Source organism: Azospirillum brasilense (assembly GCF_022023855.1).
GTDB lineage: Bacteria > Pseudomonadota > Alphaproteobacteria > Azospirillales > Azospirillaceae > Azospirillum > Azospirillum brasilense_F.
Window position 1 is genome coordinate 522,389 of the sequence record NZ_CP059449.1, and the last position, 25,714, is coordinate 548,102.

Consider the following 25,714-nt stretch of genomic DNA (forward strand, 5'->3'; position numbering starts at 1 on the left):
CTAGAGTGCCCCCTGGCCGCGACGCCGGGCAGCGAATCCCGGGAAACAGGGCACGGTCTTCCTCAGCAAGTATGGATTCCAGGTCATGAAGTTCTTCGTTGACACCGCCGACATCGCCGAGATCCGCGATCTGGCCGACACCGGCCTGCTGGACGGTGTTACCACCAACCCCTCCCTCGTCGCCAAGTCCGGTCGCAGCTTCCTCGACCTCGTGGCCGAAATTTGTGATGTGGTGAGCGGCCCGGTCAGCGCCGAGGTGGCGTCCACCGACTTCGAGACCATGCTGGCGGAAGGAAAGAAGCTTGCCAAGATCGCCGACAACGTCGCGGTCAAGGTTCCGCTCACCCAGGCCGGCCTGAAGGTCTGCAAGGCGCTGTCCTCCGAAGGGACGATGGTCAACGTCACGCTGTGCTTCTCCCCGGCGCAGGCGATCCTGGCCGCCAAGGCCGGCGCCAGCTTCGTGTCGCCCTTCGTCGGCCGCCTGGACGACATCGGGCAGGACGGCATGGGCCTGATCGCCGACATCGTGGAGATTTACAGCAATTACGATTACTTCAAGACCGAGGTGCTGGTCGCCTCGATCCGCAACCCGATCCACATCGTCGACTCCGCCCGCCTGGGCGCCCATGTCGTCACCGCCCCGCCGTCGGTGCTGAAGCAGCTCTTCAACCATCCGCTGACCGACAAGGGCCTCGCCCAGTTCGTCGCCGATTGGCAGAAGACCGGCCAGTCCATCCTCTGAGGACGGCAGCATGGGCCGGGAGCCGGGACACACCCCCCAGAGGAAGGACGCGCCGACCGCCGAGGAGGTGCACGCCTACCTGCGGGACCATCCCGACTTCCTGGTCCATCACGGCGATCTGGTCCACCACCTGACCCCGCCGTCGCAGGACCGTGGGCGCGGGGTGGTGGACCTGCAGGCCTACATGGTCGAGCGCCTGCGCGGCGAGGTCCGCCTGCTGAAGGACCAGCAGCGCGAGCTGATCGGCACCTCGCGCGCCAACATGAACAGCCAGAACCGCATCCACGCGGCGGTGCTGTTCCTCCTCGACGCCCAAAGCTTCGAGCAGCTCATCCAGACCATCACCACCGATCTGGCGGTGCTCCTGGATCTGGACGTCGCCTGCCTGATCGTCGAGTCGAACGGCCAGGACACCCCGCACGTCCAGACCTCCGGCGTGCGGGTGGTCGAGCCGGGGACCGTCGACCGCTGGCTGGGCAAGGCCGACGTGGCGCTGAACGCCGACATCCAGGGCGACCCGGAGCTGTACGGCCCCGGCGCCGGGCTGGTCCGGTCGGAGGTGCTGATCCGCCTCCAGGTGTCCAGCGAGACGCCGGACGGCATGCTGGCCTTCGGCAGCCGCGAGCCGGACAGCTTCCACGGCGGCCAGGGCACCGAACTGGTCGGTTTCCTCGCCCGCGTGGTCGAGCGGGTGATCCGCGGCTGGCTCGAACTGCCGGCCTGACCCCACGGAACGCATGACCGGAAAACAGAATCCCGTCCTCGGTTTCGCCGCCCAGCCCGACGTCCAGGACACGCTGGCGCATTGGCGGCGCTGGATGGAGAGCGAGCGCAACGTCTCGCCCCACACCCTGACCGCCTACATCGGCGACGTCGCGACCTTCCTGGAGTTCATCACCAGCTATCAGGCCAAGCCGCCGTCGATGAACGACCTCGCCGCGCTGACCGTCACCGATTTCCGCTCCTGGCTGTCCCACCTCGCCATGAAGGGGATCGGCTCCAACAGCCGGTCGCGCGCCCTGTCGTCGGTGCGCAACCTCTTCCGCTGGATGGACCGCGACGGCCGCCTGCACAACCCGGCGATCAACACCTTCTCCGGCCCGCGTATCAAGCGCCCGGCGCCGAAGCCGCTGACCGTGCTGGACGCCGACCGGCTGCTGGAGGAATCGGAGAAGGAACCGGACGAGCCCTGGGTCGGCAAGCGCGACCGGGCGCTGTTCACGCTGCTCTACGGCTGCGGCCTGCGCATTTCGGAGGCGCTGAACCTGACGCGCCGCGAGGCGCCGCTGGGCGAGACGCTGCGGGTCACAGGCAAGGGCAACAAGGAACGGATCGTCCCGGTGCTGCCGGCGGTGACGGAGGCGGTGCGCGCCTACATGGACGCCTGCCCCTACCGCCAAGGGCCGGACGCGCCGCTGTTCGTCGGGGTGCGCGGCGGGCAGCTCGCCCCGGCCATCGCGCAACGGCGGATGCGCGACCTGCGCCGCCTGATGGGGTTGCCGGAGACCGCGACGCCGCACGCGCTGCGGCACAGCTTCGCCACGCATCTGTTGGCGGACGGCGGAGACCTGCGGGCGATCCAGGATCTGCTGGGCCACGCCTCGCTGTCGACGACGCAGCGCTACACGGATGTGGAGAGCGAGCAACTGATGCAGGTGTACCGCTCGGCGCACCCGCGGGCGAAGAGGACGCCGTAGATTCAGAAAAGGGAAGTGCTTTGCCCCCTCCCCGGCCAGAGCGACCGCACTTGAAGTCCCCTCTCCCCTCCGGGGAGAGGGTTAGGGTGAGGGGGTTGCGCTTGTGCCGGACTTCCCATAAGCGCAACCCCCTCACCGGCCCTCCGGGCCACCCTCTCCCCAGAGGGGAGAGGGTTACGAGAGAAAACGCCCCTTAGATGTGCAGGGCGCGGCCGTCCACGGCGAGGGCGGCTTCCTTGGTCACTTCCGACAGGGTCGGGTGGGCGTGGCAGGTGCGGGCGATGTCCTCGGCGGACGCGCTGAACTCCATGGCCAAGGCCAGCTCGGCCACCATCTCCGACACGTTCGGGCCGACCATGTGGACGCCCAGCACCTTGTCGGTGCGCGCGTCGGCCAGGATCTTCACGAAGCCGTCGGTCGTGCCGCTGGCGCGGGCGCGGCCGTTGGCGGTGAAGGGGAACTTGCCCGCCTTGAAGGCGACGCCGGCGGCCTTCAGCTCCTCCTCGGTCTTGCCGACCGCGGCCACTTCCGGCCAGGTGTAGACGACGCCGGGGACGAGGTCGTGGTTGACGTGGCCCGCCTGACCGGCCAGCAGCTCGGCGAGCGCGACGCCCTCCTCCTCGGCCTTGTGGGCCAGCATCGGGCCTTCGACCACGTCGCCGATGGCGTAGATGCCCGGCACGTTGGTTTCGAAGTGCTTGCCGATCTTCACGCGGCCGCGGTTGTCCATCTCCACGCCCACGGCGTCGAGTCCCAGCCCGTTGGTGAAGGCCCGGCGCCCGATGGCGACCAGCACGACGTCGGCCTCGACCTCCTCGGCGGTGCCGCCGGCGGCGGGCTCGACCGACAGGGTGACGCCGGTGTTGGTGACCTTGGCGCCGGTGACCTTGGAGCCGAGCTTGAAGGTCATGCCCTGCTTGCCGAGGATGCGCTGCATCTGCTTGGACACTTCGCCGTCCATGGTTGGCAGGATGCGGTCCAGGAACTCGACCACGGTGACCTGCGCGCCGAGGCGGCCCCAGACCGAGCCCAGTTCAAGACCGATCACGCCGCCGCCGATGACGACGAGGCGCTTCGGCACCTCCGGCAGCTCCAGGGCGCCGGTGGAGGAGACGATCTTCTGCTCGTCGATCTCGATGCCCGGCAGCGGGGTGACTTCCGAGCCGGTGGCGATGACGATAGCCTTGGACGCCGTGACGGTGCCGATGCCCTCGACCTCGACGGTGTTCGGAGCGGTGATGCGGCCCGCACCCTTCAGCCAGGCGATCTTGTTCTTCTTGAACAGGAACTCGATGCCGCCGGTGTTCTCTTTGACGACCTTGTCCTTGTGGGACAGCATGCCCGGCAGGTCCAACTCGACGCCGCCGACCTTGATGCCGAACTTGGCGAGGCCGTGCTTGGCCTCCTCGTACTTCTCCGACGCGGCGAGCAGCGCCTTGGACGGGATGCAGCCGACGTTCAGGCAGGTACCGCCCAGCGCGCTGCGCTTCTCGACGCAGGCAACCTTGAAACCGAGCTGCGCCGCACGGATTGCGCAGACATACCCGCCGGGACCGCCGCCGACCACGACGACGTCGAAAGTGCTTTCAGCCATTGGGGGCTTTCCTTCCGCCATTTTTGTGTTTGCCAAAAGCCGTCCCGTCCAGCGGGGAGGGCCGCGCGCCGATTTATGCCGCCGCTCACGCCAACTGGCAACGGGACAGTTCGTCCGGGGGGAGGGATGCCGGGTTGAAAGACCGGCATGGGAACAGCCGGAACCCATGCCGAGATGAACGGGACCGGGGGCCGCTCCCCGGTCCGGGCCGCATCACACCGAAACGGCGACCAGGAACAGGCGCGGGGCGCCGCCCTGAGCCACGTTCGCCAGGGTGGTGACTTGGTTGTTCACCTGATTGTTGAACACGTCGTACACATAGGCGGTGCGTCCGCCCGCCCAGAACCAGCCGAGCGTCGGGTTGCCGCCTCCAACGTCGGCCTGCTGGAAGATGCCGAAGGTCGCCAGCATGGAGACGTAGTTCAGGCCGGCGTTGCCGAGGCGCAGGGTCTGCTGCTTGATGATGTCGGCCTCGAAACGGCCCCAGGCGTCATTGATCGGATTGGCGTGGGTCTGGTTGATGCATTTCAGCTCGATGTAAACGTCATCTGCGATCCCGGCGTTGCGGCACAGGTAGAAATCGGCGCGCGCGGCGGCGCGGCGGTTGGCCGACACCCCCCAGGCCGGGCCAACCGCGGTGTAGGACAGAAAGGGGTTTCCGCCGTTGGTGGAGGGGTAGGGCTGCTCCCGTTCGCAGGTCCAGTTGCCGGGAATGTTCAGAAACCCGTGCGCGATTTCCAGCTGGAGCCAGACCTCCCAGCCACCGCGGATGTTGGCATTCTGGGCGAAGACGTCGGCCCGTTGAAGATTGATGTTCCCGTTGTTGAATTCGGCTTGGATGGTGTTCAGGAGTTGCTGGCAACGCATGGCGATGTCCCTTGCTGCGACTGGACGCCGGAGCTGCGCTCCAGGCTTCTGCAAGGGGACGGTTTCGCAGGGCCTCGCGTGACCGGAAATCCACGCTCGCCCAGGTTCCCGGTCAGTCCGTGAAGAAATCGAGCAATGCCCGCGCCGTTTCCTCTGGCGCCTCCTCGGGGATGAAATGGCCGGCGGGCATCACATGCCCCTCAATGGCCGGGGCGTAGCCGCGCCAGATACCCAGCGGGTCGTCGTAGAGGCGCCCGACCGCGCTGTTGCGGCCCCACAGGAACAAAGCCGGGCACGTCACCTTGCGGCCCGCCGCCCGATCCTCGCGGTCGTGCTCCAGGTCGATGCCCGCGGCGGCGCGGTAATCCTCGCACATGGCGTGGACGGTGGCGGGATCGCGGAAGGCGGTGCGGTAGGCCTCCATCGCCTCCGGCTCGAAGATGTCGGCGCTGCTGCCGATGGAGCCGAGCACCTGCCCCAGGTAGAAATCCGGATCCGACCCGATCAGCCGTTCCGCCAGATTGTTGGGCTGGATCAGGAAGAACCAGTGGTAATAGGCGGTCGCCATGCGCTGGTCGATGCGGGCGAAGACCTCCAGCGTCGGCACCACGTCCAGGAAGGCCGCGCGTTCGACCCGGCCGGGATGGTCAAGGACCAGCCGGTGGGCCACCCGCGCGCCGCGGTCGTGCCCGGCCAGCCGGAAGCGGTCGAAACCGAGCGCGGCCATCACCGCCACCTGATCGCGCGCGTTGGTGCGTTTGCAGTAGGTCTCGTGCGCGGAATCGCCCGGCGGCTTCGACGATTGGCCGTACCCCCGCAGGTCGGTCAGCACCACGGTGAAGCGCTCAGCCAGCCGTGGCGCGACCCGGTTCCACAGAGCGTGGCACTGCGGAAAGCCATGAAGCAGAAGGAGCGGCGGCCCCTCGCCCCCGACCAGCGTGTGGATCTCGGCGCCATCGGTGGCGATGCGGTGGCGGGTGAACCCTTCGAACATGCGTGCCCTCCCCCTATCCGTTTGAGTGTGGAGAACTGTCCTTCCGCACGGCGAGGCTTCGGAAACCTTTGGCGGGTTTCTCGCGTTTTTCAGCCGATTGTTTTCGACCTCAAGAGGAAAATGCCATGCGTAGCCTGAAGAAGCTCGTCCTTTTCGCCGCCCTGGGCGCGGCCCTGACCACCAGCCTCGCCGCCTGCAACACCGTCGAAGGCATGGGTCAGGACGTGCAGGCGGGCGGCCGCGCGGTGGAGCGCTCGTCGGACAGCGTCCAGAAGAAGATGTGATCGCGCAACGCGGACGCCCCGGAGCTTCGGCTCCGGGGTTTCAGCGCCCCGATTTTCAACGTCCCGAATTCAGCGCTGCATGCGCTTGATGGTGTTGGTCGTGCTTTGGCCGTCCACGAGGTCGGCCAGCACGACCTTACCGCCGTAGCTCTGCACGAATCCGGCGCCGACCACCGTGGCGACCGTGTAGTCCGCCCCCTTCACCAGCACGTCGGGCCGCAGGGCGCGGATCAGCTCTTCCGGCGTGTCCTCGCCGAAGACCACCACCAGATCGACGCAGGCCAGCGAGGCGAGCACCGTCGCCCGCGCCGTCTCGGTCTGCACCGGGCGCGTCTCGCCCTTCAGCCGTTTCACCGAGGCGTCGCTGTTCAGCCCCACCACCAGCACATCGCAGGCGGCCTTGGCCTGGTTCAGCAACGCGATGTGGCCGGGGTGCAGCAGGTCGAAGCAGCCGTTGGTGAAGCCCACCCGCTTGCCGCGGGCGCGCCAGCGCGCCGCGCGCTCTACGGCCTGCTCCAGCGTGTCGACCTTCTCCTCGCCGCTGCGCCATTCCTGCTCGTGCAGGGCGGACAGCAGCTCCGGCGCGCGGACCACCGCGGTGCCGACCTTCCCCACCACTATCCCGGCGGCCAGATTGGCCAGCCGCGCCGCGTCGGTCAGCTCCACCCCCACCGACAGGGCGGAGGTCAGCGTCGCCACCACCGTGTCGCCGGCGCCCGACACGTCGAAGACCTCGCGGGCGTTGGCCGGCAGATGGGTGGCGCCGTCGCGCGTCACCACGGACATGCCGCGCTCGCTGCGCGTGGCGACCACCGCGTCGATGCCGCAGGTCTCCAGCAGGAAGCGGCAGGCGGCCTCGACCTCGGCGTCGCTGTCGGCGGGCATGCCGGTGGCCTGGATCAGCTCCTTGCGGTTGGGCGTGATCACGCTGGCCCCGCGGTAGCGCCCGAAATCGTCGCCCTTGGGATCGACCACGACCGGCAGCCCGGCTTCCCGCGCCGCCTGGATGAGCTGCGCGACCAAGGCGTCGGTCAGCACGCCCTTGCCGTAGTCGGACAGGATCACCGCGCCCACCGTCAGCAGGCCGGTGCGGGCGGCGACCATCACCTCCTCCTCCGACCCAATGGCGGCGATGGTCTCGGCGTCGGCGCGCAGAAGCTGCTGGCGCCCGCCGATGAAGCGCGTCTTGACCGTGGTCTGGCGCCCCGGCTCGGCGACCAGACCGCCACCGTCGCCCGTCTCCTTCGCCACGAGGCGGACCAGCTCCAGCCCCGCCGCGTCCTCGCCCACCACCGACACGAAGCGGCAGCCGGCGCCCAGCGCCATGACGTTGGCAGCCACGTTGCCGGCGCCGCCGAGCATGGCCGTCTCGCGCTCGATCCGCAGCACGGGGATCGGCGCTTCGGGGGACACGCGGTCGACCGACCCGTAGATGAATCGGTCGAGCATGACGTCGCCGACGCACAGCACGCTGGCGCGGGACAGGGAGTCGATGTGACGGGCAAGGTCGCTCATGCCGGTTCTACTACCAATCTTGGGAGTGGCGCGCCAGAGCGGAGCGCTCGTATCCCCTCTCCCGAAGCGGGAGAGGGGATAATAAGGTCCGGCAACTGGCCTGCGGCGGCATCCTGCCCTATCCTCCGGCATCCCATGCCCCAAGACGTTGCCCCCGGACGCCGCCCATGCCCCTGCCGCCCGTCACGAGAAGCCTGTCGGCCAAGCTGCTGGTGCTGACCGTGCTGTTCGTCCTGCTGGCGGAGGTGCTGATCTACACGCCGTCCATCGCCCGCTACCGCCTGACCTATCTGGAGGAGCGGCTGGCGGCCGCCCATCTCGCCGCCCTGTCGGTGGAGGCGACGCCGGACATGATGGTGGCGATGGAGCTTCAGAACGAGCTGCTGGCCCATGTCGGCGCCCACGCGGTGGAACTGATCCGGCCGGACAGCCGAGTCTACATGCTGTCCCGCTCCATGCCGCCGACGGTGGACGCCGTATTCGACCTGCGCGGCGCCATGGCGCCGCGGCTGACCGCCGACGCCTTCATGGCGCTGGCCCAGCGGCGGGACCGGGTGATCCGGGTGATCGGGCCGTCGCCCAAGGACCCCGCCTTCCAGGTCGACATGGTGATGGACGAGCGGCCGATGATCCAGGCGATGATCGACTTCTCGGGCCGCATCCTGGCGCTGTCGGTGGCGATCTCGCTGATCGCGGCGGTTCTGGTCTTCGTCTCGCTGACCCGGCTTCTGGTGCGGCCGATGCGCCGCCTGACCGAGGGGCTGGTCGCCATCCGCCGCGACCCCGACGGCACGCCGCCCTTCCAGCCCAGCGCCCGCACCGACGAGATCGGCGTGGCGGAGCGCGAGCTGGCCGACATGCAGGCCACCATCCGCAGCGCGCTGCGCCAGCGTGAGCGGCTGGCCGCGCTGGGCACCGCGGTCGCCAAGATCAACCACGACCTGCGCGCCATCCTGTCCACCGCCGCCCTGCTGTCGGAGCGGCTGGCCGAGAGCGCCGACCCGGAGGTACGGCGGGTCACGCCGCGGCTGATGGCCTCCATCGACCGGGCGGTGGAGCTGTGCGGCCAGACGATGACCTACACCCGCGACGGCCTGCTGCCCCTGGCGCGGGCCGAGGTGCCGCTGCGCCCGCTGGTCGAGGAGGCGGGGGCCGCGGCGCTGGCCGCCCTGCGCCCGGACGTCGTGCGCCCGGATGGGGAGCGGGCGGAACTGCGCTGGAACAACCGGGTGCCGGAGGGGCTGACCGTCCGCGCGGACGCCGCCCAGCTCTCCCGCGCGCTGGTCAACCTGGGGCGCAACGCCGCGCAGGCGGGGGCTGGAGCGGTTACGGTGATGGTGGAGACCCGGCCCGGCGGCGGGCTGCTCCTGCTGGTGGCCGATGACGGGCCGGGCCTGCCGCCGCGGGCGCGGGACAACCTGTTCCAGCCCTTCGCCGGCTCGGCAAGGGCGGGTGGCGTCGGGCTGGGCCTCGCCATCGCGCGGGAGGTGCTGCGCGCCCATGGCGGCGACCTGCGGCTGGTGGAGAGCACCGCGGCGGGCACCGTCTTCGCGCTGGAGCTTCCCCCGGGGATCGTCCTAGAGGGTGCCGGCCGGTTGGGCGAAATGCCCACATCGGATTCGCCCATCCCGGATTGATTTCCGGCGCCCGCTCCACCAGAATTCGCGGCACGGTCAACCCGTCGGCATCCCGCCGGGCGCACGCCCCGCGCGGGACCGGCAGCGAAGGAAGGGAACGGGACTTTGGAAGGCACGGGCAAGTGGATCACCGGAGGGATCCTGGGCTTCATGGCGTTCATCGGCCTGCTGGCGGCGTCGCGCGCGGCGGACACGGCGTTCTACTATGGCGGCTGGCTGCTGGCCATCGGCTGCATCGGGACGATCTTCATGATGGTCACGAAGCACTACAACCACATGGACGAGCAGATCGCCCGCCAGCGCGAGCAGGAATAACCCCCAACCCCCTTCAACCGGTGGAGGCCGGGCATGCCGTGGGACCCCGAACAATACGCACGGTTCGAGTCCTGGCGCCGCCGCCCGGCCCACGACCTCGTGGCGGCCCTGCCCTCCCTGACACCGCGGACGGTGGTCGATCTCGGCTGCGGGGCCGGGCAGCTCGCCTGCCTGCTGGCCGAACGCTGGCCGGAGGCCGAGGTGCTGGGGGTGGACAATTCCCCCGCCATGCTGGAGCGCGCGCGGACCACGCCGTCCCGCGTGCGCTGGCTCCAGGCCGACCTGAGGGTCTGGCGCCCCGATCGGCCGGTCGATCTGCTGATCTCCAACGCCGCCCTGCACTGGCTGGACGGGCACGAGTGGCTGTTCCCGGACCTGCTGCGGGCGCTGGCCCCCGGTGGGGTGCTGGCCGTGCAGATGCCCCGGAACTTCGAAGCGCCCTCGCACCGCCTGCTCTACGAGACGGCGGCGGACGGCCCCTGGGCCGAGCGGCTGGCGCCGGTCCTGCGCACCGCCCCGGTGCCCGCGCCCGAGATCTATTACGGCTGGCTCGCCCCGCTCACCCGGCGCCTGGATCTCTGGGAGACCGAGTATCTCCAGGTTCTGGAGGGTGACGATCCGGTCCTGCAATGGACGCGCGGCACGACGCTGCTGCCCGTCCTGGACACGCTGACGGGCGCGGAGCTGGACGCCTTCCTGGCGGCCTACCGCGCCCGGCTCGACGCCGCTTATCCCCGGCGCCCCGACGGCCGCACGCTGTTTCCCTTCAAGCGGCTGTTCCTCGTGGCGCGGGTTTGAGGCGAAATCTTACGACGCCGGCCCATTTGAAGCTGGCCTGGGCTGCTTGGCGGCGGTGAGGATGTTCGCCACGCCCACCGCGTTCATCCCGGCACGGGTGCCGATGGCCGACAGCGACTCGCCGGGCTGCGCCTCGATGTTGGCGGCCTTGAGCGCCTGGATGGCCTTGTCGGGGTCCAAACCGAAGACCGGCGCCACCGTCGCCAGCGGGGCGTTCGCCACCGCCCGCATCATCGCGCCGGGGCCGCCGGTGGAGGCCGGCGTTCCGGTCATCGCCGTGAAGACCAGCGATCCGGCGACGCTGACCACGAAGGCCGACAGGGCCACGTTGCGTTTGAAGTACTGGAGGAAGGCCGTCCAGTTGCGCGCCAGATGCCACAGGCCGATGGCCGAGAAGCCGACGCTGAGCCATTCGTGGGAGAAGCGCACCAGGTTGCCGTTCCAGTGCAGCAGAAGCATGATTCCCGTCACCGTGGAGACGACGAACAGGACGATGGTCACCGGCGTGACGATCTGGCGGGTGATGGTGGAGGACATGGAGGGCATTGGGAGACGGCTCGCAGGTTGAACGGAATGCGGCCAAAGTGAGGCCGGATTGTAACCGCTTGATGTCCCGCGCCGCCGCCGAACGTTACAGAGTGTAACGGCGCCCATCGCCGCCCGTGCGCTTGACCGCCCCGCCCCACGGTCCAGATGACTGCGTGATCACGATGCAACCATCGGGGCTTCCGGTTCATGGGCACGCAGGAAGAGTCGGAAGGGTGGCGCGACGAGAACGAGGAGCGCCTGCGCGCCTTCATCGAAAGCGCGCCGCGCAAGATGTGGATCGCCCGCACCGACGGGACGGTCGAGTTCTTCAACCGCGAATGGCGCGACTACACCGGACAGGGCAGCGCCGAGGGCATGCTGAACTGGCGGGAGGCCGTCCACCCCGCCGACCGCCCGCGCCTGGACGAGGTGCGCGGCCGGGCGGTTCCCCTGGGCCAGCCCTATGACGTTCAGGTCCGGCTGCGGCGGCGGAGCGACGGGATGCACCGCTGGCACATCGGGCGGGTTTCCCCCGTCCATCTGCACGGCCGTCTGATCGCCTGGATCGGCGCCGCGACGGACATCGACAACCGCGTCCGCGCCGAGGCCGCCCTGCGCGAGAGCGAAACCAACTTCCGCACCATGGCCAACGCCATCCCGCAGCTCGCCTGGATGCGCGACCCCGCCGATTACAGCATCTGGTACAACCAGCGCTGGTTCGACTTCACCGGCACCTCGATGGAGCAGATGCAGAACGACGGCTGGTGGACGGTCATCCATCCCGACCACGCCGACCTGATGCTGGAGGCCGTCACCGCCGCGCGGGCGGAGGGCCGGTCCTGGGAGTACACCGCGCCGCTGCGCCGCCGCGACGGCGTGTACCGCTGGCACCTGTTCCGCGCCGTGCCCATCCGCGACGAGACCGCCGGCACCATCATCCGCTGGTTCGGCACCAGCACCGACATCAACGAGCAGCGCGAGGCGCAGGAGCGCCAGCGGCTGCTGACCCAGGAGGTCAGCCACCGGGTGAAGAACAGCCTGGCGCTGGTGGCGGCGCAGCTCTCGCTGCAGGCCCGCGCGTCGGACAATGACGACGCCCGCAACGTCCTGATGGACGCCTACAGCCGTGTCCTGACCATCGCCGGGGTGCACGACCATCTGTGGCGGCAGTATGATGCGAGCTTCATCGACCTGTCCGGCTTCCTGCACGGCCTCTGCCGGAAGCTACAGGAAACCGCGCCGGGCCATGACCTGAGCTTCACCGGCGACCGGGTGATCGTGCCCACCGATCAGGCCGTCCCCATCGGGCTGGTGGTCAACGAACTGGTCACCAACGCCCTGAAATACGCCTATCCCGGCGACCGCGGAGGGCCGATCCGCGTGACCCTGCGCCGGGACGGCGAGGATGCAATGATCCTGGAGGTGATGGACCAGGGCGTCGGGCTTCCCGCCGGCTTCGACCTGTCGGCGCCGACGAAGAGCCTCGGCATGCGGTTGCTGGTCAACACCGTCCGGCAGATCAACGCCACGGTGGACGCCGAACGCCTCGATCCGGGAACCCGCTTCGCCGTCGCCATTCCGGTCGGGCGGGGGTGACTCACGCCTTCTCGATGTAGGCCAGCAGCGGTTCCCAGTCGGCGCGGTGCTCGGCGGCGCGCTTGCCGGTCAGGTCGAACAGGCTGAGGCCGGAGGCCGCGGCGTCGGCGTAGATCTGGCTGTCGCGCAGGCGGGTCACCACGCTGTGCCCGACCCCGCCGAGAAACTGGTCCAGCCGGTCCGCCGCCTTGGTGCGGGGGCGCAGGCGGTTGCCGACCACCGCCACCGACTTGCGGTTCTTGGCGATCGACTTCAGTTCCTCCAGCTTGCCGAGGAAACGCTGAGTCGCCTGCTCGTCGAAGGCGCTGGGCAGCACCGGCAGCACGACGACGTCGGCCATCCGCACCAGATCCTCGATCTGCTTGGTCTTCAGAGCGGCCGGCGCGTCGATGACGAGGCGCTGGATGCCCTTCGGCGCGTCGGACAGGTCCTTCGCCCAGTCCAGCCCCACCAGGGCGGAGGCCGTGGCCGGGCGGCGGGCCAGCCAGCCGAGCGAGGAGCGCTGGCGGTCCACGTCGGCCAGCGCCGTGCTGTGACCCGCGGCGGCGCAGGCCGCGGCGAGGTGGGTGGCGATCGTGGTCTTGCCACAACCGCCCTTGATGTTGGCGACGAGGATGGTCCGCATGGGCGGGAAGATTACCCCTCCCGGTCGGGCTTTGACCAGAAGGCTTTCGCGTCGGCGAACTCCTTCCACAGGTCGCGGAGCGCCGGTTCGGACTCCGCCACGCCGCGGGCGTGCCAGCCGATGACGATGCCGGCGGCGCGCGGCTCGCCCGGCTCGGGGCGGCTGCCGTCGTCGTGCAGCTCGTGCAGCAGGCGGGTCGCCGTCGCCACGTCGTTCAGGTGGCCCAGCGCGTCCTGGAAGGCGGACAGGTCCTGGATGTAGCGGCGGGCCGGCTTGTCGTCGTAAAGGCTGCGGAAGAACTCCGCCGCGTAGCGCAGCTTCTTCAGGGCGATGCGCAGCTCGTGCCGCTCGGTCACCGACAGGCTCGCGAAGCCGTGGCCGGCGCGGCGGGCCTTCTTGGCACGGCGCGACAGCAGATGGTCGGCCAGATCCTCCACCGGGTCGAACAGCCGGGCGGAATGCTCGCTGACCGGCTGGTCGCGCCAGCCGCGCGATTCGACCCAGGCGCCGAACTTCAGCAGGAAGGTGGTGTAGCGCTCGGACCGGATGGCCTCGCGCACCCCCTCATAGGCGCGGTCGCGGCGGGCGCGCGCCGCGGCGGCGAGCGCGTCGATGTCTTCCTGGAGCGGCTTGCCGTGGCCATCGGCGCGGTGGAAGGACTCCTTCACCGGCTCCAGCAGCTCGGCCAGGAAGACGTCCCAGTCGCGCGCCGGGCCGAGGCTGCCACCCAGCCACTTCACCTCGCCGACCAGCCAGGCGTAGGACCCGGCGGGGATGAAGTGCTTGAACAGGGCGAGCGCCGAGCGCAGGCGGCGCAGCGCCACGCGCATCTGATGGACGCCCTCCGCGTCCTCGCCGATCAGGGTGACGGCCTCGTTCGCCAGCATGTGGCCGATGCAGGAGCGCAGGATGCGGGCCAGCGCGCCTTCCACCGTGGTGTCGGCGTCAAGCTCCAGCTTGCCCGCCTTGACCACCTTGTCCACCGTCCCGTCGGCCAGAGCGTAGCCGCGCTCCGCCTTGGTCCGCGGGTCGAGCCGCAGCGGGGCGGCCTGGGCCAGCTCCAGCGCCAGATCGTAGAGGGCGGCGGCGGAGCCTTCCAGAAGCTCCAGCTCCACCTCCGACACGGGGATGGAGGCGCCGTCGGGGCTGCGGATCTCGCCGTTGTCGAAGGCGACCTCGATGCGGCTGGCGGTCTCGCCCTCGCCCGTCGTCACCACGCGCACGGTGCGCTGGACGAACGTGGTGAAGAGCGGCTGCAGCTCCGCCGCGCTGATGGAGCCCAGCAGGTCCAGCGCCTCCGGCGATTCGATGGCCGACAGGTCGGGGGCCGGTCCGGCGACCGGATGCTCCCACTCCGCCCGGCCAAGCTCGCCGCGCTCCGGCGCGCCCTTGACGGTCTGGAGGAACTGGTTGCCGACCTTGCGCACGCGCAACGTCACCAGACGCCCGGCCAGACGCCGGTCGGCGGTGTCGTAATAGGTGCTTTCCAGGGTCTTGGTGCCGGCTTTTCCCTTGGCGCGGGATGCGACCGTCGGGCAGGACCGGAGCTTCGCCATGTCTTCGGCCCTGACGGCCAGCTTCAGCTCGGTTTCCCGGTTGGACTCCGCTTCGACCACCATTCGTGCCCCGTCGTTTCCGGTGGGTCCCCGTTTTGCACAGGCCCCAGCCACGGTCAAGTTACAGAACCATGACGCTTTTGTTGCAGTCCCCGCAATCAGGGGTCCGTCTTTTCCAACACCAGGAGCTTGGACATGTAGGCGAGCGACGTCTCGCGCAGGCGCAGCCCGGCAGCGGCGAACAGGGAGGGCAGGTCGTCGCGGGCGTAATGGGCGTAGAAGGGCTCGTGGAAGGACTGCGGAAAGCGGTCGATCAGCCCGTCCATCATCGGGTTGTCGCCGTACTGCACGCTGTCCATGAAGACAAGGATGCCGCCGGGCTTCAGCACGCGGGCCATCTCGGCGGCGGCCTGGGCGCGGATCTTCGGCGGCAGTTCGTGGAACAGGTAGATGCAGGTCACGATGTCCTGCGACCCGGTGGCGAGAGGGACCGCCTCGGCCGCCGCTTGGACCAACGCGCTGCTGCGCGCCCAGGGGGCGAGGTTGCGCCGCGCCTCGCGCAGATAGGCCGGGGAGAGGTCGAGCGCGGTCACCGGCAGGCGCGGGTGGTTGTCCTTCACGAAGGTCAGGAAGCGCCCCGTCCCGGCGGCCACGTCGAGCAAGCGGCAATCCGCGCTGCGGCGCGTTTTCAAATGCTCGAAGATCGGCACCAGGACCTGACGGCGCATGGCGTCGGCGCCGCCGCCGAACAGCACCTCCACCTGATGGTCGTAGAGGCGGGCGCTGTCCTCCGTCAGGTAGCCGCCGGTCTGGTAATGGAAGTTCTGGCGGTAGTAGGCGGGCAGCCCCCCGCTGCCGGGCGGCGGGTCGGCGCGCACCTCGACCGCCGCGTGGTCGCGGCGGCGGCGCGACACCTCCGGCACGTCGCGGAAGAAGGCCGCGGCGTCGGCCAGCAGCCGGCGCGGGTCGGGCATCAGGTCGTGCGGCAGGCGGTAGTAGCCCGCCTCGATGTTGGCGAGGTCGCGGGCCAGCAGGGCGCGCAGCTCCTCCAGGATCGCGCGGGTGCCGGGCACCGGACGCCCGCCGGGAGGGGTGGTCCGCGGCGGTCCGGTGATCCGCCGGCCGATCCGCGCGGCCATCATGTACTGGCCGAGGAACCAGGCGACGCGGGCGGACTGGCTGGCCGCGTAAGCCAGCCGGGGGGCCAGCCGGGGGACCGGCCGGGCGGAGGACGGCGGGATGATCCTGTTCATGGGGATAGAAATGGGATCGGCGGTCCCGCCCGCCCAGAGCCCGGTCCATTCGCCGCATGGGGCAACCGGTCGCCCACGCGGGCCGTTGCAAAGCGGGCGCCCCTGTGCTGGATTGCCCGGCAAAAGTTCAACCCGTGGGAAACAGCAGCCATGACCGAGTTCAACACCATCGACGACCTCGACGTGAACGGCAAGACGGTGCTGGTGCGTGCCGACCTCAACGTCCCGATGCAGGACGGCAAGGTCTCCGACACGACCCGCATCGACCGTCTGGCGCCGACTCTGACCGAGCTGGCGAAGAAGGGTGCGAAGGTCGTGGTTCTGTCGCACTTCGGCCGCCCGAAGAACGGCCCGGACGCCAAGAACTCGCTGCGCAACGTGCTGGACGCGCTGAGCGCCGCCGTCGGCCAGACCGTCGCCTTCGGCGAGGATTGCGTCGGCGAGAAGGCCAAGGCCGCCATCGACGGCGTCCAGCCGGGCGCCATCGTGCTGCTGGAGAACACCCGCTTCCACGCGGAAGAGGAAAAGAACGATCCGGCCTTCGCCAAGCGGATCGCCGAACTCGGCGACCTCTACGTCAACGACGCCTTCTCCGCCGCGCACCGCGCCCACGCCTCAACCGAAGGCGTCGCCCAGCATCTGCCGGCCGCCGCGGGCCGCCTGATGCAGGCCGAGCTTGAGGCGCTGACCAAGGCGCTGGAGAAGCCGGAGCGTCCGGTGGCCGCCGTCGTCGGCGGCGCCAAGATCTCCACCAAGCTGGACCTGCTCGGCAACCTCGTGAAGAAGGTCGACATGCTGGCGCTGGGCGGCGGCATGGCGAACACCTTCCTCTATGCCCAGGGCGTGGATGTCGGCGCCTCGCTCTGCGAGAAGGACATGGCCGATCAGGCCCGCGCCATCATGGAGACCGCCAAGGCCGCCAATTGCGAGCTTCTGCTGCCGAAGGACTTTATCGTCGCCAAGGAGTTCAAGGCCGGTGCGGCCAACCGCGCCGTCCCGGCGGACGGCATCGGCGCCGACGAGATGGCGCTCGACGTCGGCCCGAAGACGGTCGAGTTCCTCGGCCTGAAGCTCCAGGGTGCGAAGACGGTGGTGTGGAACGGCCCGCTGGGCGCCTTCGAGATCCAGCCCTTCGACGGCGGCACCAACGCCGTCGCCGGCCTCGTCGCCGAGCGCACGTCGGAAGGCGGCCTGCTGTCGGTGGCGGGCGGCGGCGACACCGTGTCGGCGCTGGCCCACGCCGGCGTGGACGAGAAGTTCACCTACATCTCCGCCGCCGGCGGCGCCTTCCTGGAGTGGCTGGAAGGCAAGGAGCTGCCGGGCGTCGCCGCGCTGAAGAAGAAGTAAGAGTTTGGGGGAATTGGGTGGGTGGTTGAGGCGGGCCCCCACCCTTCCCGCTGCGCGGGCCCCTTCCCTCCCCCGCTTCGCAGGGGAGGGAGCTTTATCCCCTCCCCTGCGAAGCGGGGGAGGGGCAGGGAGGGGGCAAGACCTCCCCTCACAAACACGTTCCTACAAAGGCCGCCGCGCCTTCAACGCCGCGGTCAGCGTCCCGTCGTCCAAGTAATCCAGTTCCCCGCCCACCGGCACGCCGTGGGCCAGACGGGACACGGAAACCCCGCTGCCGGACAGGCGGTCGGTCACCACATGGGCGGTGGTCTGCCCATCCACCGTGGCGTTAAGCGCCAGGATGACCTCGGTCACCGCCGGGTCCTTCGCGCGCTCCACCAGGGACGGGATGTTCAAATCGTCCGGCCCCACCCCCTGCAAGGCCGACAGCGTGCCGCCCAGCACATGGTAGGTGCCGTGGAAGGCGCGCGTGCGCTCCAGCGCCCAGAGGTCGCCGGCATCCTCCACCACGCAGATGGTCGAGCGGTCGCGGCTGTGGTCGGAACAGACGGAGCAGGGGTCGCGACTGTCGAGGTTGCCGCAGACCGAGCAGTTGCGGATGGCCTCCGCCGCAAGCGCCATGGATTCGGACAGCGGCACCAGCAGGCTGTCGCGGCGCTTCATCAGGTGCAGCGCCGCCCGCCGCGCCGACCGCGGCCCCAGCCCCGGCAGCTTGGACAGGAGCTGGATCAGGCGCTCGATTTCAGGTCCGATCATTCACGGCTTCGTTCGTCAATGGGTGGTCGGGCCGACCCTGCGGCCCGGCCTTTCAACGCTTAGAACGGCAGCTTCATGCCCGGCGGCAGCTTCATCCCGCCCATCAGGTTCTGGGTCTCGTTGGCGACGTGCTGCTCCACCTTGGCCTTGGCGTCGTTGAAGGCGGCGATGATCAGGTCCTCCAGGACCTCGATGTCCTCCGGATCGACAATCGACTTGTCGAGCTTGATCTTCTTCATCTCGCCCTTGCCGTTCACCGTCACGTTGACCATGCCGGCGCCCGACTGGCCGGTCATCTCGACCTCGCCCAGGCGGGCCTGCATCTCCTGCATCTTGGCCTGCATCTGCTGGGCCTGCTTCATCATCTGGCCGAGGTTCTTCATGGGTCAGAAATCTCCTTCATCGTCGAGCGGGTAATAAACCCCGTCGTCCTGCTGCATGACCATAAGGTCGGGATTCTCCCCGTCATCCGCAACCTGGGGCTCGGCCTCGACCGCCGCCTTGAGGTCGCGGACATCGGTGATCTTCGCGCCGGGGAAGGCGTCCAGAACGGCGCGCACCACCGGATGCGCCTCCGCCTCCTCCAACGCGCGTCTCTGGGCGGCCTGCTCCTGCTGGATCAGCGTCGGCTCGCCCGGCGCGTCCGAGACGATGACGACCCAGCGCTGGCCGGTCCATTCCGTCAACAGCTGGCCGACGCGATTTGGCAGGGTCGACGGGGCCAGGGTCGTCAGGCGCAGCTCCAGCCGCCCCGGCTCCAGGCGCACCAGATGGACGCTGCCGGTCAGATGGCCGTAGAGCGCGCCCTCGCGCTTCTCCGCGAAGACCTGGACCAGCGTGCGGAAGTCGCGGGGCATCGCCACGCGCTCCTCGTCCGCCACGGCGACGGTCTGCACGGGCCGGGGAGACGGCTGCGGGCTCGGCTGGGCCTGGGCAACGGCGCGCACGGCGGAGCCGCCAACCGCCACCGGCCCGCCACCGGGGCCACGCGGGGCGCCACCGCCACCCTGGCCACCCTGCCCGCCGCCATTTTGCAAATTCTGGAACTGGCGGATCAGATCGCCCGGAGTCGGCATATCGGCGGCGTAGGACAGCCGCACGATGACCATCTCCAGGGCCTGCTGCGGCACCGGGGCCGCCTGCACCTCGCCCAGCCCCTTCAGCAGGAGCTGCCACGCGCGGGTCAGCGCCGGCATGCCGAGCTTTGCCGACAGGGCGGCGCCGCGGGTGCGCTCCGCCTCCGGCAGGCCGGGATCGTTGGCGCTGTCCGGCACGACCTTCAGCCGCGTCAGATTGTGCACGAGGTCGAGAAGGTCCTGGAGGATCACCACCGGATCGGCGCCGACGCGGTGCAGGTCGGACAGCAGGTCCATCGCCTCCGCCGGCTTGGCCGAGACGGCGGCCTCGAACAGGTCGATCACCTTGCTGCGGTCGGCCAGCCCCAGCATGTCGCGCACCTGCTGCGCGGTCACCGTGCCGACGGCCAGCGCGATGGCCTGGTCGAGCAGCGACAATCCGTCGCGCACCGACCCGTCGGCGGCGCGCGCGATCAGCGCGGCGGCGTCCGGCTCGATTCCCGCCCCTTCCAGCCCTGTGATGCGGGTGAAATGCTCCTTCAGCACCTGGGCGTCGACGCGCCGCAGGTCGAAGCGCTGGCAGCGCGAGAGCACCGTCACCGGCACCTTGCGGATTTCGGTGGTGGCGAAGACGAACTTCACATGGGCCGGCGGTTCCTCCAGCGTCTTCAAAAGCGCGTTGAACGCGCTCTTGGAGAGCATGTGGACTTCGTCGATGATGTAGAGCTTGTAGCGCGCCGAGACGGGGGCGTAGCGCACGCCGTCGATGATCTCGCGGATGTCGTCCACGCCGGTGTGGCTGGCGGCGTCCATCTCCATCACGTCGACGTGGCGGTCCTCGGCGATGGCGCGGCAGTTGTCGCAGACGCCGCAGGGCGTCACCGTCGGCCCGCCGGTGCCGTCCGGCCCGGTGCAGTTCAGCGCGCGGGCGATGATGCGGGCGGTGGTCGTCTTGCCCACCCCGCGCACGCCGGTCAGCATGAATGCCTGGGCGATGCGGCCCGAATGGATGGCGTTGGTCAGGGTGCGGACGAGCGCGTCCTGCCCGATCAGCTCGGCAAAGCTCTTCGGACGGTATTTCCGCGCCAGCACCCGGTAGGCAAGGCCCCCGGACGTCCCGGAAACGGAAGAGGACATATCGGCAACGGTGGTATCGGTCACGCGGCTGGCCCGGTAATCGGCTTCACGACGGAGCGCAGAATAGCGTCACGGCACGGGGCTGTCGCCGTTTCAATTCGCTGCAGGAATTTATGGGGAAGGGTGGGAGACTGGACGAACGACCCGAGCCGAAACTCGTTACGGCTGCTTCCTTCCGGACCTGACCGGGTTGGCGAGGGACTCGTCCGCCGCCAGCCTCCCGCGCCTTATATCGGCGATAGGACCATCATATGCAAGGCCAATCTGCCGGCGTTCCGTTTGAGGGAGAACGAAAAAGCCCCGCGTCCGATGGAACGCGGGGCTTTTGCCTGTTTCCCGGATGGGACCGCCGCAGGTTACTGCGGCAGCGGCGCCGGGCTGTCGGACAGGGATCGCAGATAGGCGATGATGTTCGCCCGCTCCTGGTCCTTCTTCACGCCGGCGAAGGTCATCTTGGTGCCCGGCGCGTAGGCCTTCGGGTCGTAGAGGAAGTGGTTCAACTCGTCGTAGTTCCAGGGGCCGGCCTTGCCCTTGATCGCGTCGGAATAGGCGAAGCCGTCCAGATGGCCGTGCGGGGCGCCGACGATGCCGTAGAGGTTCGGGCCGACCTTGTTCGCCCCCCCCTTGTCGAAGCTGTGGCAGGCGGCGCAGGCCTTGGCCGCGGATTGGCCAGCGGCGGCATCGGCCTTGGCGAGCAGCGGGGCGATCTCGGCCGGGCCGGACGGGGCGGCGCCACCGCTGGGGGCCGGAGCGGCGCCCTCCGGCATGGCCACCACATAGGCGGGTTTCTCAGGCGTCTTCGGGTGCACCAGAACTTCCGCGGCGAAGCCGGCCAGCATGGCGATCAGACCCGCCAGCAGCACGGCGCCGAAAATCTTGTTCCACTCCATGCTCATAACGTCTTTGTCCCCTTTTTTGTCGTGCCGCGGGTCCGTCGCCAAGGGCTGGCTGGTTCTCCGCCGCACGATAGCGTGACCGCGGCGGCTTGTCACCGCTTCGGCCCCCTCCCTTGCCACAGGAATATCGGTTCTCCGACTGTTGGCCACCTGAATATTGGAGTGACGCCGCTTGACGCAAAGGGCGATCCATGGTTCACCCGCGCCACCTTTCCGAAGCGACAGGGGGCCGTTCCATCATGAACGCCGACATGAACGCCGGCGCAGACATCCAGGGCACAGCGAACCCGCCGCCCTCAAATCCAATCGTCGTGATTCCCGCCCGCATGGCCTCCACCCGCCTGCCGGGGAAGCCGCTGGCCGAAATCGGCGGCGCGCCGATGATCGTGCAAGTGTGGCGCCGCGCCATGGAGGCGGAGATCGGCCCGGTGGTGGTCGCCTGCGCCGAGCCGGAGATCGCCGCGGCGGTGGAGGCGGCGGGCGGCACCGCCGTGCTGACCCGGCCCGACCATCCCTCGGGCTCCGACCGCATCTTCGAGGCGGTCAGCCTGCTCGACCCGGAGGGGAAGTACGACGCGGTGGTGAACGTGCAGGGCGACCTGCCGACCATCGAGCCCGCCGTGGTGCGCGCCGCCTTCGCTCCGCTGTCCGACCCGCAGGTCGACATCGCCACGCTGGTGGTCGAGATCACGCGGGAGGAGGAGCGCACCGACCCCAACGTGGTCAAGGCCATCCTGGAGCTGCCGCCCGGCGCCCGGCGGGGCCGCGCCCTCTATTTCAGCCGCGCCACCGCGCCCTGGGGCGACGGGCCGCTGTTCCACCACATCGGGCTGTACGCCTACCGCCGCGCCGCGCTGGAGCGCTACGTCCGCCTGCCGCCCTCGGCGCTGGAGCAGCGTGAGCGGCTGGAGCAGCTCCGCGCGCTGGCCTTCGGGATGCGCATCGACGCCGCCGTCGTTGACGCGGTTCCGCTCGGCGTCGATACTCCCGCCGACCTGGAGCGCGCCCGCGCGATCCTCGCCAAGCGCACTTCCCTTTAAAAGAAGACCTCCCGATGACGACCTCGAACGTGATCGCCTTCCAGGGCCTGCCCGGCGCCTATTCGGACCTGTCCTGCCGGACGGTCTTTCCGGACATGACGACGCTGCCCTGCGCCACGTTCGAGGACGCCTTCGCCGCGGTGCGCGAGGGGCGCGCGGCGCTCGCCATGATCCCGGTGGAGAACTCCATCGCCGGGCGCGTGGCCGACAACCACCATCTGCTGCCCGAAGGCGGCCTGCACATCATCGGCGAGCATTTCCAGCGGGTGAACCACCAGCTCCTCGCCCCGAAGGGCGCGACGCTGGCCGGGCTGAAGACGGTGCGCAGCCACATCCAGGCGCTGTCCCAGTGCCGCAACATGACGCGGGAGCTGGGGCTGACGGCGATCTCCCACGCCGACACCGCGGGCGCCGCCGCCGAGATCGCCAAGCTGGGCGACCCGCAGCACGCCGCCATCGCCTCCTCGCTGGCGGCGGAGATCTACGGCCTGGACATCCTGAAGGGCGGCATCGAGGACGCGGAACACAACACCACCCGCTTCCTGATCCTGTCCCGCGAGCCGAAGACCCCGCCGCTGCCCACCGAAGGGACCGGGGCCAAGATCATCACCACCTTCGTCTTCCGCGTGCGCAGCGTGCCGGCGGCCCTCTACAAGGCGCTGGGCGGCTTCGCCACCAACGGCATCAACATGACGAAGCTGGAAAGCTACATGGTCGGCGGGCATTTCACCCAGACCCAGTTCTACGCCGACGTGGAGGGCCATCCGGAAGAGCGCTCCCTGCGTCTGGCGCTGGAGGAGCTGGCCTTCTTCGCCCGCGCCGGCGAGGTGAAGATCCTGGGCGTCTACCCCGCCAACCCCTTCCGCTATCAGGAAAGCCAGCGCATCGGCGAGGATTGAGGAAAGGGGCGAGCGGCGCTTGCTCCCACCCTTCCTACGGCTTCGCCGCGGGCCCCTTCCCTCCCCTGCGCAGCGGGGGAGGGTTAGGGAGGGGGCAATGACCGAGGGGGCACGCGATGCGACGCCCTCACTCCCCCTCGGCGATCCACTCGTCGATCAGGCGGCGGGCGATGCTGTCGGGGCGGGCGAGACGGAATTCCTCGCTGGGGGTGAAGGTCCGCAGAAACTCGCGGTCGAACCAATGGGCCGTCTCCAGCTCCTCCAGGTCCGTCTGGATGTCCAGCGTCACCGCCCGCGCGCTGAAGCCCAGCATCAGCGAGGACGGGAAGGGCCAGGGCTGGGACGAGTGGTAGCGGATGTCGGTGACCTCCAGCCCCACCTCCTCCAGCACCTCGCGCCTCACGCTGTCCTCCAGGCTTTCGCCCGGCTCGACGAAGCCGGCAAGCACCGAATGCATGCCCGGCGGGAAGCGGGAGTTGCGGCCCAGCACCATCCGCCCGGCTCCGTCATGGACCAGCATGATCACCGCCGGGTCGGTGCGTGGGAAATGGTGGGTGGCGCAGTCCGGGTTGGTGCAGACGCGCACATGCCCGCCCTCGGCACCCGCCGCGACGGAGCCGCAGACTCCGCAGAAGCGGTGCCGGGCGTTCCACCAGGTGATGCCGCGGGCGTAGGCGCACATCCCGGCCTCCGTCGCCTCCATCACCGGCCCCACGGCGCGCAGGTCCTCGAAGCGGCCGAGCCCGGCCAGGGCCGGATGCTCCTCCGGCGCTTCCAGACCGGTCAGGTCCACGGTGAAGTGCGGCACGCCATCGAGCAGGCCGAGGAACACCGGCTCCACCCCCCAGTCACCACCGCAAGCGACCGCGACCGCGCGAGCCGAGTCGGCGTCGCCGGTCACGAAGTTGCGCGATTTCGCCACGGGCAGCAGGCGCGCGTTCGGCGAGGCCCAGGCGTCTCTCAGCCAGTCCTTGTCCTTGCGGCGCACCGCGGCTCGGTCAAGCGGGATGCCAGCGTAGGCGTTCGGGCGGTCGGGTGGGGAGGAGCGGTCGTGCATGGCGAAGAGGCTGCCACAAGCCCGCGGAACGGGGAAGCGGCGTCCCGCGCAACCCTCCTCCTTCATTGATGGTTTGCGCCGACGGAACGCCCGATTAGGATGCCGCCCTCTTCCCACCACGCGCGATCCGGCGGAGCGACCATGACCGAACCCTGCCCCACCCCCCTGGTGACCCTGGCGGAGCGTCTGGCCGACGCCTCCGGCCCGGTCATCCGCCAGTATTTCCGCACGCCGGTGGCGGTCGACGACAAGGCCGACGCCTCCCCCGTCACCATCGCCGACCGCGAGGCGGAGCGGACCATCCGCGCCATCATCGAGGCCGAACGCCCCGACGACGGCATCTATGGCGAGGAGTTCGGGACCAAGAACCTGGACGCCGAATGGGTGTGGGTGATCGACCCCATCGACGGCACCAAGTCCTTCATCACCGGCCGCCCGATCTTCGGCACGTTGATCGCCCTGCTGCACCGCGGCCGCCCGGTCCTGGGGGTCATCGACCAGCCCATCGTCCGGGACCGCTGGCTGGGCGTCGAGGGGCGCCCGACCCTGTTCAACGGCCAGCCGGCCCACGTGCGCGCCTGCGCCGGGGGGCTGGCCGCGGCGACCCTGGGGACCACCTCGCCCGACCTGTTCCCCGGAGCGGACCAGGACGCCTTCCGCCGGGTGGCGGAAGCGGCCAAGGTGTCCGTCTATGGCGGCGACTGCTACAGCTACGGCCTGCTGGCGGCGGGCTATTACGACCTCGTCGTCGAATCGGGGCTGAAACTGTACGACTTCGCGGCGCTGGTGCCGGTGGTAACCGGGGCCGGCGGGCTGATGACCGATTGGGACGGCCGGCCGCTCGACGCCACCTCCAGCGGGCGCGTGGTCGCCGCGGGCGACGCCCGCACCCACCGCGAGACGCTGGCCGCCCTGGCCGGCTGAGACAGGAGGACCACGCCCATGGCCACCATAGCCACCCCCGCCCGCTCCGTCTTCGAGACCTCGCCGGAGAAGCTGCGCCCCTTCCTGCACTCGCTGGCCGGCCGGGTGTCGGGCGGGGCGAACTGGATGGTCCGCAAGAAGACGGTCTGCGACCTGCTGCTGGGGCTGGACGCCTTCTTCGCCCTGCCGGCGGAGGAGCGCCGCGCCCTGATGGGCGCTGGAGACGACGTCTCCAGCCAGGACGGCACCGGACCGGAGGACTTCCGCAACGTCCTGCCGCTCTATGTCGGCGCGATCCTGGAGGGGCTGAAGGAGGAGGCTGTGACGCAGCCGGAGCAGGCGGCGATCTACATGCTGTCCATCCACCCGGAGCACCAGATGGCCGCGGAGGAATGGATGCTGGCCGACCCGCGCAACGGCAAGGCGGTGCGCCGGATGATGCGGTCCGACCGCCGCTACCGTCAGCTCATGGAGCGCATGGCCGACCACTGGAAGAAGGCCCGCGCCGGTCAGGGCAGCAGCGAGACGGCCAGCAGCCCCAGGTAGATGCCGATGAACAGGCCAAGGACGATGCCGTAATC

At 69.6% G+C, this 25,714-nt stretch carries 26 protein-coding genes and 1 other RNA gene; 13 read left to right on the top strand and 14 right to left on the bottom strand.

The genetic code is table 11. The features are described 5' to 3' along the window. Window positions 1-85: 85 nt before the first annotated feature. The 3 genes from fsa to H1Q64_RS02460 are packed head-to-tail and all read left to right on the top strand — an operon-like array spanning window position 86 to window position 2,439. Complete coding sequence (gene fsa, locus H1Q64_RS02450) at window positions 86-742, top strand: fructose-6-phosphate aldolase (protein WP_109070486.1); 657 nt, start codon at window positions 86-88, stop codon at window positions 740-742. 10 nt (window positions 743-752) lie between these two features. Beyond that, window positions 753-1,466, top strand: a complete 714-nt coding sequence (locus H1Q64_RS02455; RefSeq protein WP_237904239.1) for a DUF484 family protein — start codon at window positions 753-755, stop codon at window positions 1,464-1,466. A gap of 13 nt (window positions 1,467-1,479) precedes the next feature. Continuing rightward, window positions 1,480-2,439 carry a tyrosine recombinase XerC gene (locus H1Q64_RS02460; protein ID WP_237904240.1) on the top strand — a complete coding sequence of 320 codons (960 nt, stop codon included), beginning with the start codon at window positions 1,480-1,482 and terminating at the stop codon, window positions 2,437-2,439. A 193-nt stretch (window positions 2,440-2,632) separates the two neighbouring features. Here H1Q64_RS02460 and lpdA read toward each other — a convergent pair whose 3' ends face one another. The 3 genes from lpdA to H1Q64_RS02475 form a co-directional block, all read right to left on the bottom strand. After that, window positions 2,633-4,033: a dihydrolipoyl dehydrogenase gene (gene lpdA / locus H1Q64_RS02465; protein ID WP_237904241.1), complete on the bottom strand. Its 1,401-nt coding sequence runs from the start codon at window positions 4,031-4,033 to the stop codon at window positions 2,633-2,635. Window positions 4,034-4,246: 213 nt separating this feature from the next. Beyond that, on the bottom strand, window positions 4,247-4,900 hold the full coding sequence (locus H1Q64_RS02470; protein WP_014239426.1) for a hypothetical protein: 654 nt from the start codon (window positions 4,898-4,900) through the stop codon (window positions 4,247-4,249). A gap of 112 nt (window positions 4,901-5,012) precedes the next feature. Then, window positions 5,013-5,894 (bottom strand): alpha/beta fold hydrolase, encoded by an 882-nt coding sequence (locus H1Q64_RS02475; protein ID WP_237904242.1) that lies wholly within the window; start codon window positions 5,892-5,894, stop codon window positions 5,013-5,015. 125 nt (window positions 5,895-6,019) lie between these two features. Between H1Q64_RS02475 and H1Q64_RS02480 the strand changes: the two genes are divergently transcribed. After that, window positions 6,020-6,178, top strand: a complete 159-nt coding sequence (locus H1Q64_RS02480; protein ID WP_038526216.1) for an entericidin A/B family lipoprotein — start codon at window positions 6,020-6,022, stop codon at window positions 6,176-6,178. 69 nt (window positions 6,179-6,247) lie between these two features. Here the strand turns inward: H1Q64_RS02480 and rfaE1 are convergent, their stop codons facing one another. Further along, window positions 6,248-7,693 carry a D-glycero-beta-D-manno-heptose-7-phosphate kinase gene (gene rfaE1 / locus H1Q64_RS02485; RefSeq protein ID WP_237904243.1) on the bottom strand — a complete coding sequence of 482 codons (1,446 nt, stop codon included), beginning with the start codon at window positions 7,691-7,693 and terminating at the stop codon, window positions 6,248-6,250. Between the two features lie 167 nt (window positions 7,694-7,860). On the opposite strand from rfaE1, the gene H1Q64_RS02490 reads away from it, so the two are divergent. From H1Q64_RS02490 to H1Q64_RS02500, 3 genes are all read left to right on the top strand, one after another. Then, window positions 7,861-9,330: a sensor histidine kinase gene (locus tag H1Q64_RS02490; RefSeq protein ID WP_237904244.1), complete on the top strand. Its 1,470-nt coding sequence runs from the start codon at window positions 7,861-7,863 to the stop codon at window positions 9,328-9,330. A 150-nt stretch (window positions 9,331-9,480) separates the two neighbouring features. After that, window positions 9,481-9,645, top strand: coding sequence for a hypothetical protein (locus tag H1Q64_RS02495; protein ID WP_160174793.1), 165 nt, complete (start codon window positions 9,481-9,483; stop codon window positions 9,643-9,645). Window positions 9,646-9,678: 33 nt separating this feature from the next. Next, the gene (locus H1Q64_RS02500; RefSeq protein ID WP_237904245.1) at window positions 9,679-10,443 is read left to right on the top strand and encodes a methyltransferase domain-containing protein; all 765 of its coding nucleotides are present in this window, start codon (window positions 9,679-9,681) and stop codon (window positions 10,441-10,443) included. A gap of 9 nt (window positions 10,444-10,452) precedes the next feature. Here H1Q64_RS02500 and H1Q64_RS02505 read toward each other — a convergent pair whose 3' ends face one another. Then, entirely contained in the window at window positions 10,453-10,989 is a 537-nt protein-coding gene (locus H1Q64_RS02505) for a DUF4405 domain-containing protein (RefSeq protein WP_237904246.1), read from the bottom strand. A gap of 189 nt (window positions 10,990-11,178) precedes the next feature. Here H1Q64_RS02505 and H1Q64_RS02510 point away from each other — a divergent pair, with 189 nt between their 5' ends. Then, window positions 11,179-12,567, top strand: a complete 1,389-nt coding sequence (locus H1Q64_RS02510) for a sensor histidine kinase (RefSeq protein ID WP_237904247.1) — start codon at window positions 11,179-11,181, stop codon at window positions 12,565-12,567. 1 nt (window position 12,568) lies between these two features. Here H1Q64_RS02510 and H1Q64_RS02515 read toward each other — a convergent pair whose 3' ends face one another. The 3 genes from H1Q64_RS02515 to H1Q64_RS02525 form a co-directional block, all read right to left on the bottom strand. Then, window positions 12,569-13,192 carry a ParA family protein gene (locus H1Q64_RS02515; protein WP_119509532.1) on the bottom strand — a complete coding sequence of 208 codons (624 nt, stop codon included), beginning with the start codon at window positions 13,190-13,192 and terminating at the stop codon, window positions 12,569-12,571. Window positions 13,193-13,203: 11 nt separating this feature from the next. Continuing rightward, window positions 13,204-14,811, bottom strand: a complete 1,608-nt coding sequence (locus H1Q64_RS02520) for a CYTH and CHAD domain-containing protein (RefSeq protein WP_237904248.1) — start codon at window positions 14,809-14,811, stop codon at window positions 13,204-13,206. Window positions 14,812-14,906: 95 nt separating this feature from the next. After that, on the bottom strand, window positions 14,907-16,001 hold the full coding sequence (locus tag H1Q64_RS02525; protein WP_237904249.1) for a class I SAM-dependent methyltransferase: 1,095 nt from the start codon (window positions 15,999-16,001) through the stop codon (window positions 14,907-14,909). Window positions 16,002-16,151: 150 nt separating this feature from the next. Between H1Q64_RS02525 and H1Q64_RS02530 the strand changes: the two genes are divergently transcribed. Further along, window positions 16,152-17,348, top strand: a complete 1,197-nt coding sequence (locus H1Q64_RS02530) for a phosphoglycerate kinase (protein WP_237904250.1) — start codon at window positions 16,152-16,154, stop codon at window positions 17,346-17,348. Between the two features lie 162 nt (window positions 17,349-17,510). Here the strand turns inward: H1Q64_RS02530 and recR are convergent, their stop codons facing one another. The 5 genes from recR to H1Q64_RS02555 all read right to left on the bottom strand — a co-directional run bounded on the left by recR (window position 17,511) and on the right by H1Q64_RS02555 (window position 21,207). Then, window positions 17,511-18,104: a recombination mediator RecR gene (recR, locus tag H1Q64_RS02535; RefSeq protein WP_014239410.1), complete on the bottom strand. Its 594-nt coding sequence runs from the start codon at window positions 18,102-18,104 to the stop codon at window positions 17,511-17,513. A gap of 59 nt (window positions 18,105-18,163) precedes the next feature. Next, a complete protein-coding gene (locus H1Q64_RS02540) occupies window positions 18,164-18,487 on the bottom strand; it encodes a YbaB/EbfC family nucleoid-associated protein (RefSeq protein ID WP_014239409.1) in 324 nt (107 codons plus the stop codon). A 3-nt stretch (window positions 18,488-18,490) separates the two neighbouring features. After that, window positions 18,491-20,341: a DNA polymerase III subunit gamma/tau gene (locus tag H1Q64_RS02545; RefSeq protein WP_237904251.1), complete on the bottom strand. Its 1,851-nt coding sequence runs from the start codon at window positions 20,339-20,341 to the stop codon at window positions 18,491-18,493. A 99-nt stretch (window positions 20,342-20,440) separates the two neighbouring features. Continuing rightward, an RNA gene (gene ffs / locus H1Q64_RS02550) (signal recognition particle sRNA small type) lies at window positions 20,441-20,538 on the bottom strand. A 135-nt stretch (window positions 20,539-20,673) separates the two neighbouring features. Next, window positions 20,674-21,207 (bottom strand): c-type cytochrome, encoded by a 534-nt coding sequence (locus H1Q64_RS02555; RefSeq protein WP_419468817.1) that lies wholly within the window; start codon window positions 21,205-21,207, stop codon window positions 20,674-20,676. A gap of 257 nt (window positions 21,208-21,464) precedes the next feature. On the opposite strand from H1Q64_RS02555, the gene H1Q64_RS02560 reads away from it, so the two are divergent. Together H1Q64_RS02560 and H1Q64_RS02565 are read left to right on the top strand one after the other, a co-directional pair. Then, window positions 21,465-22,253, top strand: a complete 789-nt coding sequence (locus H1Q64_RS02560) for a 3-deoxy-manno-octulosonate cytidylyltransferase (RefSeq protein ID WP_237904901.1) — start codon at window positions 21,465-21,467, stop codon at window positions 22,251-22,253. 14 nt (window positions 22,254-22,267) lie between these two features. Further along, complete coding sequence (locus H1Q64_RS02565; RefSeq protein WP_200485050.1) at window positions 22,268-23,152, top strand: prephenate dehydratase; 885 nt, start codon at window positions 22,268-22,270, stop codon at window positions 23,150-23,152. Between the two features lie 127 nt (window positions 23,153-23,279). On the opposite strand, the gene nudC is transcribed toward H1Q64_RS02565, so the two are convergent. Beyond that, window positions 23,280-24,209 carry an NAD(+) diphosphatase gene (gene nudC, locus H1Q64_RS02570; RefSeq protein WP_237904253.1) on the bottom strand — a complete coding sequence of 310 codons (930 nt, stop codon included), beginning with the start codon at window positions 24,207-24,209 and terminating at the stop codon, window positions 23,280-23,282. A 141-nt stretch (window positions 24,210-24,350) separates the two neighbouring features. Here nudC and hisN point away from each other — a divergent pair, with 141 nt between their 5' ends. Further along, window positions 24,351-25,133 (top strand): histidinol-phosphatase, encoded by a 783-nt coding sequence (hisN, locus tag H1Q64_RS02575; protein WP_237904254.1) that lies wholly within the window; start codon window positions 24,351-24,353, stop codon window positions 25,131-25,133. Between the two features lie 18 nt (window positions 25,134-25,151). Further along, window positions 25,152-25,679 (top strand): hypothetical protein, encoded by a 528-nt coding sequence (locus tag H1Q64_RS02580; protein WP_237904255.1) that lies wholly within the window; start codon window positions 25,152-25,154, stop codon window positions 25,677-25,679. Window positions 25,680-25,714: the final 35 nt, after the last annotated feature.